4 protein-coding genes and 1 rRNA gene are annotated in these 8,094 nt (G+C 58.6%); 2 read left to right on the top strand and 3 right to left on the bottom strand.

The annotated features are described in order from the left end of the window. From VE934_RS02810 to VE934_RS02800, 3 genes are all read right to left on the bottom strand, one after another. Positions 1-780 (bottom strand): 16S ribosomal RNA (locus VE934_RS02810); the annotation flags it as partial. Positions 781-1,495: 715 nt separating this feature from the next. Then, positions 1,496-3,760, bottom strand: a complete 2,265-nt coding sequence (locus tag VE934_RS02805; protein ID WP_324884097.1) for a xanthine dehydrogenase family protein molybdopterin-binding subunit — start codon at positions 3,758-3,760, stop codon at positions 1,496-1,498. Then, positions 3,757-4,233 (bottom strand): (2Fe-2S)-binding protein, encoded by a 477-nt coding sequence (locus tag VE934_RS02800; protein ID WP_324884095.1) that lies wholly within the window; start codon positions 4,231-4,233, stop codon positions 3,757-3,759. The genes VE934_RS02805 and VE934_RS02800 overlap by 4 nt, the downstream gene beginning before the upstream one ends. 126 nt (positions 4,234-4,359) lie before the next feature. On the opposite strand from VE934_RS02800, the gene VE934_RS02795 reads away from it, so the two are divergent. Together VE934_RS02795 and VE934_RS02790 are read left to right on the top strand one after the other, a co-directional pair. Then, positions 4,360-6,291 carry an ATP-binding cassette domain-containing protein gene (locus tag VE934_RS02795; protein WP_324884093.1) on the top strand — a complete coding sequence of 644 codons (1,932 nt, stop codon included), beginning with the start codon at positions 4,360-4,362 and terminating at the stop codon, positions 6,289-6,291. 109 nt (positions 6,292-6,400) lie between these two features. Then, positions 6,401-8,059: a phospholipase D family protein gene (locus VE934_RS02790; protein ID WP_324884091.1), complete on the top strand. Its 1,659-nt coding sequence runs from the start codon at positions 6,401-6,403 to the stop codon at positions 8,057-8,059. The last annotated feature ends 35 nt before the right edge of the window (positions 8,060-8,094 follow it).

The following is an 8,094-nucleotide window of genomic DNA, read 5'->3' as shown; positions in this document are numbered from 1 at the left end:
TAATCCTGTTTGCTCCCCACGCTTTCGTGCATGAGCGTCAGTACAGGTCCAGGGGATTGCCTTCGCCATCGGTGTTCCTCCGCATATCTACGCATTTCACTGCTACACGCGGAATTCCATCCCCCTCTACCGTACTCTAGCTCTACAGTCACAAATGCCATTCCCAGGTTGAGCCCGGGGATTTCACATCTGTCTTATAGAACCGCCTGCGCACGCTTTACGCCCAGTAATTCCGATTAACGCTCGCACCCTACGTATTACCGCGGCTGCTGGCACGTAGTTAGCCGGTGCTTATTCTTACGGTACCGTCATGAGCCCTCTTTATTAGAAAGGACTTTTTCGTTCCGTACAAAAGCAGTTTACAACCCGAAGGCCTTCTTCCTGCACGCGGCATTGCTGGATCAGGCTTTCGCCCATTGTCCAAAATTCCCCACTGCTGCCTCCCGTAGGAGTCTGGGCCGTGTCTCAGTCCCAGTGTGGCTGGTCGTTCTCTCAAACCAGCTACAGATCGTCGGCTTGGTGAGCTTTTACCTCACCAACAACCTAATCTGATATCAGCCGCTCCAATCGCGCGAGGTTCTTGCGAATCCCCCGCTTTCATCCGTAGATCGTATGCGGTATTAGCGTAAATTTCTCTACGTTATCCCCCACGACTGGGCACGTTCCGATATATTACTCACCCGTTCGCCACTCTCGAGTATTGCTACTCTACCGTTCGACTTGCATGTGTAAGGCATGCCGCCAGCGTTCAATCTGAGCCAGGATCAAACTCTTTAGTTTAATCACTGCAATATTTCAACTCCGCACATTGCTGCACGAAGAAAACTCATAAAAAACGGAATTGATGAGAAATCTTGACGATTTCACATGTTCTATCTCTATGAGCGTTTAAAGTCAAAAGACTTGACTACTTTTAACCAACCGAAGCTGATTAATTTTGTCTGGCAATCGCCTTCAAACGCCCATACTTATCGGCTGTAAATTTTTAATGATCCTGACTACTTTCGTCGCCGCTTGGCGGCTTCGTTTTCGTCGTTAGCTGTAATCAGCTGAGCCTTCAATTATGACATGTTTTTTACAAGCATGTCAACAAGAAGTTGACTTTTGATTCGCTTTGCAAACCTTCCCGAGGGAAGCAACTTACTTGAAGTTTGTTTGCTTTGCTGCAATCAGCAGAGCCTCAAATTATATACCGGTTTTTTCATCCCGGTCAACAAAAAATTTAACTTTTTTGCCGGCTTGCCGTTGAGTTGATTGTCTTGATTTTCACTCTGAAGTGAAGCCGCTGACTCTCGCGTTTTCCGACTCGCTTTGAGGTTGTTGACTGTAATCAGTCGAGCCTTAGATTCTATACCGGTTTTTTCTCACCAGTCAAACAAATTGAAAAATTTGTTTTCTCTCCAAGACTATCTTCTTGGCCTATTAAGCGCCTCCCTTAGGGTTGCACGTCATAAGCTGAGCCCTCGACTATAGCACGGGTTTTGAGCCCCGTGAACTACACCTGCAAAGGTAATTTCCTGACACGCTTGCCGGTGAGCGCAAACAAGGCGTTGGCAACCGCTGGCGCCAGTGGCGGCACGCCAGGCTCTCCCACGCCGCCTGGCGGGCGGGTACTGACAATCAAATGGGTCTGCACCACAGGCGCTTGCGCCATCTGCAACATGGGGTAGTTGGGAAAGTTCTTCTGCTGCACCGCACCATCCACGATGTCCACCTGACCATGCAGCGCAGCAGTCAATGCAAACACCACGGAGCTCTCCATCTGTTGGGCCACGACCCCAGGGTTAACCACCGTGCCGCAGTCCATGGCGCAGACCACGCGATGTACACGGGGCTTTCCATTGACCAGCGACACCTCTGCAACCTGGGCCACGATGGAGCCAAAAGATTCATGCAGGGCGATGCCCCTGGCCTGCCCGACAGGCAGCAAGCCGCCCCAACTGGCCTTGGACGCCGCCAAGTTAAGTACAGCCATGTAGCGCGGTGCGTCTTTCAGCAGCTGGCGCCGGAAGGCAACCGGGTCCTGTTTGGCTTCCAGTGCCAACTCATCCATAAAACATTCCGAGAAAAACGCGTTGTGTGAATGCCCGACTGAGCGCCAGAACCCCACCGGAACACCTTTTCGGGTGGCCACATGTGACATTTGCTGGTTGGCAAAGCTGTAGGGCAGGTCAAACAGGCCCTCGGCCGTCGTTTTGTCAGGCATGTCTATCGGCCCGGCCAGGAGGGGAATGCCGCGCTCCATCCAGCGGGGGCTGATGGCGTCGCCGGCAGACTTGATGCGCAGACTTGTGACCTGACCATGGGCATCCACGGCGGCGCGCAACAGGGCAACATGCATGGGGCGGTAAAAGTCGTGGGTGGTGTCTTCTTCACGAGACCAGATCAACTGCACCGGCCTGCCACCGCAATCCATGGCGACCCGCACGGCTTGGGCGATGTAGTCCACTTCCAGTCGGCGACCGAAACCGCCGCCCAGCAAGGTCACCGTGAGGTCGACGTCATCAATATCCACGCCGGCGACGCGCGCTGCGATGGCCGCGCCCATCTGCGGCACCTGCGTGGGCGCCCAGATAGACACCTTCCCGTCTTTCACTTGGGCGGTGCAGTTCATGGGCTCCATCGTGGCGTGGGCCAGGTAAGGCGCGTGGTACACCGCCTCAATCTTCCGGGCTGCACCCGCCTCAGCCTGACCGGTATCGCCAGTCTCATAAAAGGTGAAGCCACCTTCTTTGCTTTTAACAGCGGCTTCAAGCTCTTGCTCGATCTGGCGGGAATCCAGCGGACCCGCGGGCCGTTGTTGCCACTCCACCTGCACGGCCTGCGCGGCTTGTTGGGCCTGCCACCAGCTTTTGCCCACCACCGCAAATCCGGCCGTGGTGCCGGCAAATCCCTGCAAGCGCACGAGGCGCTCCACCCCCGGCATGGCCAACGCGGCATTGGCATTGATGGCGCCCGGGGAGCCTCCCAGCATCGGACACAACCGAATAGCGGCATAGACCATGCCGGGCAAACGCACATCCAGTCCAAACTGCGCCGTGCCGTCAACCTTGGCCGGGATATCCGTGCGTGGGACGCTTTGGCCTATAACTTTCCAGTCCTTGCGATCTTTCAAGGTGACTGCGCCAGACGGGGTAGCCGCCGCAAACTTGGCCAGTTCACCATAGTGCGCCGATTTGCCCGATGGATGGGAAACCACACCATCGGCAACGGTCAATTCGGCCATCGGCAGGCGCCACTGCAGCGATGCGGCTCCCAATAAGGATGCCCGAGCCGTCGCCGCCGCCAGCCGCAACACTGTCCAGGCGTCGGCCACGCTGGTGGAGCCGCCCGTCGCATTAATGCCCAGCTCGCGCGCCACCTTGCTGACCACCCATTCACCTACTTTGACCTTTGTCGGACGCGCTTCTATCTCATGGGGGTGAAACGGCAGGCTGGCCGTTAACAGCGACACATTGCCAAAAATCTTGTCCGCTCCAGCCTGCTGGATGCGAATGCGGGACAAGGCTACGTCCAGCTCTTCTGCCACCAGCATGGGCAACGCGGTGTGTACGCCCTGCCCCATCTCGCTGCGCGGCATGGCCAAAACGACCGAACCGTCGGGCAGGATCTTGAGCCAGCCATTCAGAGCCACCTCTCCGTCAACCGGCGGCCAAAGCCGTGCGGCGCCCGTGCGTGACCTGGGCGGGAGCACCCCCCAGCCAATAACAAGCGCGCCCGTCAGCCCTGCGGCGCTGAGCAACCAAGTCCGCCGCTTCATTTCTTCGCTCCGGCTACTGCGCCTACGGGCATGCCGGCCGCTTGCTTGATGGCGACCCGCACCCGCTGATAGGTGCCACAACGGCAAATATTGGTCATGGCGGCGTCAATGTCGGCATCCGTCGGTTTGGGCGTCTTTTCCAGCAGGGCTGCGGCAGCCATCAGCATGCCCGACTGGCAATAGCCGCATTGCGGCACCTGCTCGGCAATCCAGGCGCGTTGCAGGGCATGTGGCTTTTCGGGGGTGCCGAGTGCTTCTATGGTCTGGATGCGTTTGCCGGCAACGGTGGACACCGGGGTCACGCAGGACCGCACGGCTTGCCCGTCAATCCGCACGGTGCAGGCACCGCAGGCCGCCACGCCGCAGCCAAATTTGGTGCCTGTCATATTGAGCAGGTCGCGCAGCACCCACAGCAGGGGCATGGCGGGATCGGCGTCGACCTGAACGGCCTTGCCGTTGATCTGTAATTCCATGGGGCAGCTTTCCGGAGTTTTCAGCGGGCACACCGCTTTAGTCATTGCACTATAGCCATCCGGAATGACCTGCAAAACCCTGAAAACCAGCATGCGAAATGCCGCACCCGGATAATCCCTAGCAACATGGCCTTAATTACACTTCTAGACGCTCAACTCGCTTTTGGGCACGTCGCCCTGCTGGACCACGCAGATTTTTCCCTTGAAACCAACCAGCGCATTGGCCTGATTGGCCGCAACGGCACCGGCAAATCCTCTCTACTCAAAATCCTCGCCGGGCTGGAAAAACCCGACGACGGCACGCTGCAGCTGCAAAACAACCTGCGCATCGCCTATGTGCCGCAAGAGCCCAGCCTGGACCCGCACGCTACTGTTTTTATAGCGGCCAGCGCCGGTCTGGCAAGGACACGGCACATAGTTGAGCAATACCTGGCAGCCGACGAAAACACCGATCTGGACGCCCTGCAGTCCGAAATCGAGGCGCTGGACGGCTGGAACTGGGAGCAGCGTGTGGAGGAAACCCTGCACCGCCTGCACCTGGACAAGGACGCCATCGTCGGCTCGCTGTCGGGCGGCACCAAAAAAAGGGTGGCGCTGGCTCAGGCGCTGGTCGCCAAGCCTGATGTGTTGCTGCTGGACGAACCTACCAACCACCTGGATCTCGATTCCATCGCCTGGCTGGAAGAGCTGCTAGTCAATTTCAACGGCAGCATCATCACCATCACCCACGACCGGGCCTTTCTGGACCAGGTCGCCACCGCCATCGTGGAGCTGGACCGCGGCAAGCTGCTGACCTACCCTGGAAATTTTGCGCAGTACCTGATTCAGAAAGAAGAACAGCTGGCGCAAGAAGCGGTTATCAACGCCAAGGCTGACAAGCTGCTTGCGCAAGAGGAAATCTGGATCCGCAAGGGTGTGGAAGCGCGCCGCACCCGCAGCGTGGCGCGCATCGGCCGGCTTGAAGCCCTGCGTGATAACCGTGCCGCACGCCGTGATGCGGTCGGTCGGGTCAATCTGGACGTCTCCAGCGGCGAGAAAAGCGGCAAAATCGTCGCTGAACTCACCGATGTGAGCAAAAGCTTTGGCCACCCGGGCCTTGAAAAAATCATCGTCAATAAATTCAGCGGCACCTTGCTGCGCGGCGACAAGGTGGGTCTGCTGGGCCCGAACGGCGCGGGCAAAACCACGCTGCTCAAACTTATTCTGGGCGAGCTTCAGCCCGACGTGACGAATCCGCCCGGCAAGATTCGTCAAGGCGCAAACCTGCAGGTGGCTTACTTTGACCAGATGCGCGACAGCCTGGACCTGGACGCCACGCTGGAGGACTTCATCAGCCCCGGCAGCGAGTGGGTGGAGATCAACGGCCAGAAGAAACACGTCAAGAGTTACCTGACCGACTTTTTGTTTTCGCCGGCACGTGCCAATTCACCCGTGCGCACGCTCTCGGGCGGCGAGCGCAACCGCCTGCTGCTGGCACGCCTGTTCGCGCGGCCCGCCAATGTGCTGGTGCTGGACGAACCAACCAACGATCTGGACATTGACACGCTCGAGCTGCTGGAAGACCTGCTGCAAAACTACGAAGGGACGGTGTTTTTGGTCAGCCACGACCGTCGTTTCCTCGACAACGTGGTCACCAGCACGATTGCCTACGAAGGCACGCCAGAGAACCCGGGCTTCTGGCGCGAGTACGAAGGCGGCGTGACCGACTGGATCACCCAGTCCAAGCGGGCGGCGCAAATCACCGGCAACAGCGGCAAACCCGCCGCAAGTGCTCCTGGCGCCAAAAATACAAGCAAAAACAGCCCCCAGCCCAATAAGGACGGGCGCGAGCAGCTACCAAAAAAGAAGCTGAGCTACAAGGAGCAGCGTGAGCTGGAAGGCCTGCCAGCGCTGATTCAGCAACTTGAATCCCAGCAGAAAGCCATTGCGCAGGAGCTGTTTGACGGCTCGCTTTACACAAGCAACGCCAAACGGGCGGCCGAACTGAACGCGCGCAACACCAAGCTCGAAGAAGAATTGATGGACGCTCTGCAGCGCTGGGAAACCCTCTCGGCTTGACTGACACGCCAAGCTGAACTGTCGAGCAAAGCGCCTACAAAATCTTGCGTGCAAGGCGGGCTCTGCCGGGTGCACTGATACACCCGCTTACGCTAAAGTGGCTTTACCCATGAGCCCACTTTCCATTCAGCGCCGCAGCACCTCACTTACACAGCCCACCGGCGCGCTCTGGCGCTGGCTCGGTGTGCTTCTGCTAGTGGTCTGGGTCAGCGGCTGCGCTTCCCTGCCTACCGATGTGGACCGGCCCGTCACCACTGCGCTGGCCACACCGCAAGACACCGCATTGGGACAGGCTATGCAGGCCAGCGCTGCGGGCGCACGCACGCGCAACGACTCGGGTTTTTCGCTGGTCAATAGCGCCGAGCTCGCGTTCACCAGCCGCATGACACTGATCAACGCCGCCCAGAAAACCCTGGACATCCAGTACTACGCGATCCACGCCGACGAAACGACAGAGCGCCTGTTTGATGCGCTGCGCGCAGCGGGCGAGCGCGGCGTGCGTGTTCGCATCCTTCTTGATGACTTCAACACATCGGGGAAAAACGCGCAGGTTCTCAAGTTGGGGTTTGAAAAAAACATCAGCATGCGCCTGTTCAACCCGCTTCCCGGTTCTCGCGGCTCTCTGTTTTTTCGCGTCCTGGGATCGCTTAAGGACACAGACCGCATTCAGCGCCGCATGCACAACAAAATGCTGGTGGCAGACAACGCGGTTGCCATCACCGGTGGGCGCAATTTGGGCGAAACCTACTTTGGGCAAGGCGAAGGCACCAACTTCGTGGACGCCGATGTGCTGGCAGGCGGGCGCATTGTGCGCGAGCTGTCGCGCAGCTTTGACCAGTACTGGAACAACCCGCTGGCCTATCCGGTGCAGTCGCTCATGAGTGCCAAAGAGCTGGAAACGCTGAAGCCCGCGCCTAAGGTTGCCGCTGCTGACAAGCCTGTCGCAGTTGATGGCCCGGCGGTTGACCGAACGGCTGCCTCCGCCGCCCCGGCCACAACAACAACTGCGCCGCCGCTGCCAGATACCACCAACCTGTCAAAGCTCAGCTGGACCTGGGCGCCGTCGGTGCTGCTGGTGGACAAAGCCTCCAAAATTGCGGCCGACGCAGATGCCGTGGAGCTGTCACAGGACACCACGGTGGACGGCCTGCTTCAGCTGATGAGCGATGCCAAAAGCAATCTGCTCATCGTCTCGCCCTACTTTGTTCCGGGCGAACGCATGATGGCCCAGTTTGCGGCCATCCGCCAAAAGGGCGTCCGCATTCGTGTGCTGACCAATTCACTCGCCTCCAACGACGCACCGGCCGCTCATGTGGGTTATGCCCGCTACCGCAAGGACTTGCTGGCCATGGGCATCGAAATTTATGAGATGCGCGCAGAGCAGGAAGGCACCCTGTCCAGCTTCAGCGGGCTGGGCAGCACGGGCTCTGCCAACGGCTCGCGTGCCAGCCTGCATTCCAAGATCGTGGTGCTGGACGACTTGCTGCTGGTGATCGGCTCGATGAATCTGGACCTGCGCTCGCAATTGCAAAACAGCGAAGTGGCGCTGGTCATCCGCAGCAGAAAACTTGCCGCAGAGACCACGCAGCTGATTGAGCCCGCGATGACCAACGGCGCATACAAGGTTGAGCTGAATGACGGCCAGCTTGTCTGGCGCGCACCGCAGGGTTCGCAGCTCAAGGACACACGTATCGAGCCTGACGCCAGTTTTGCGCTCAAGCTCATGCTCAAGCTGATTGGGCCTTTTGCGCCGGAAGAAATGCTGTAGCGTCTACGCGCCTGAGTTTGCTGATGTTTTCATCA

The organism is Polaromonas sp. (assembly GCF_035638815.1).
Lineage (GTDB): Bacteria > Pseudomonadota > Gammaproteobacteria > Burkholderiales > Burkholderiaceae_C > Polaromonas.
This window is presented reverse-complemented; position numbering and strand designations above follow the sequence as displayed.

Excerpts from the sequence above, each read along its gene's own strand:
- VE934_RS02800 (WP_324884095.1), bottom strand. The coding sequence starts at position 4,233 with ATGGAATTACAGATCAACGGCAAGGCCGTTCAGGTCGACGCCGATCCC.
- VE934_RS02795 (WP_324884093.1), top strand. The coding sequence starts at position 4,360 with ATGGCCTTAATTACACTTCTAGACGCTCAACTCGCTTTTGGGCACGTC.
- VE934_RS02790 (WP_324884091.1), top strand. The coding sequence starts at position 6,401 with ATGAGCCCACTTTCCATTCAGCGCCGCAGCACCTCACTTACACAGCCC.
- VE934_RS02805 (WP_324884097.1), bottom strand. The coding sequence starts at position 3,760 with ATGAAGCGGCGGACTTGGTTGCTCAGCGCCGCAGGGCTGACGGGCGCG.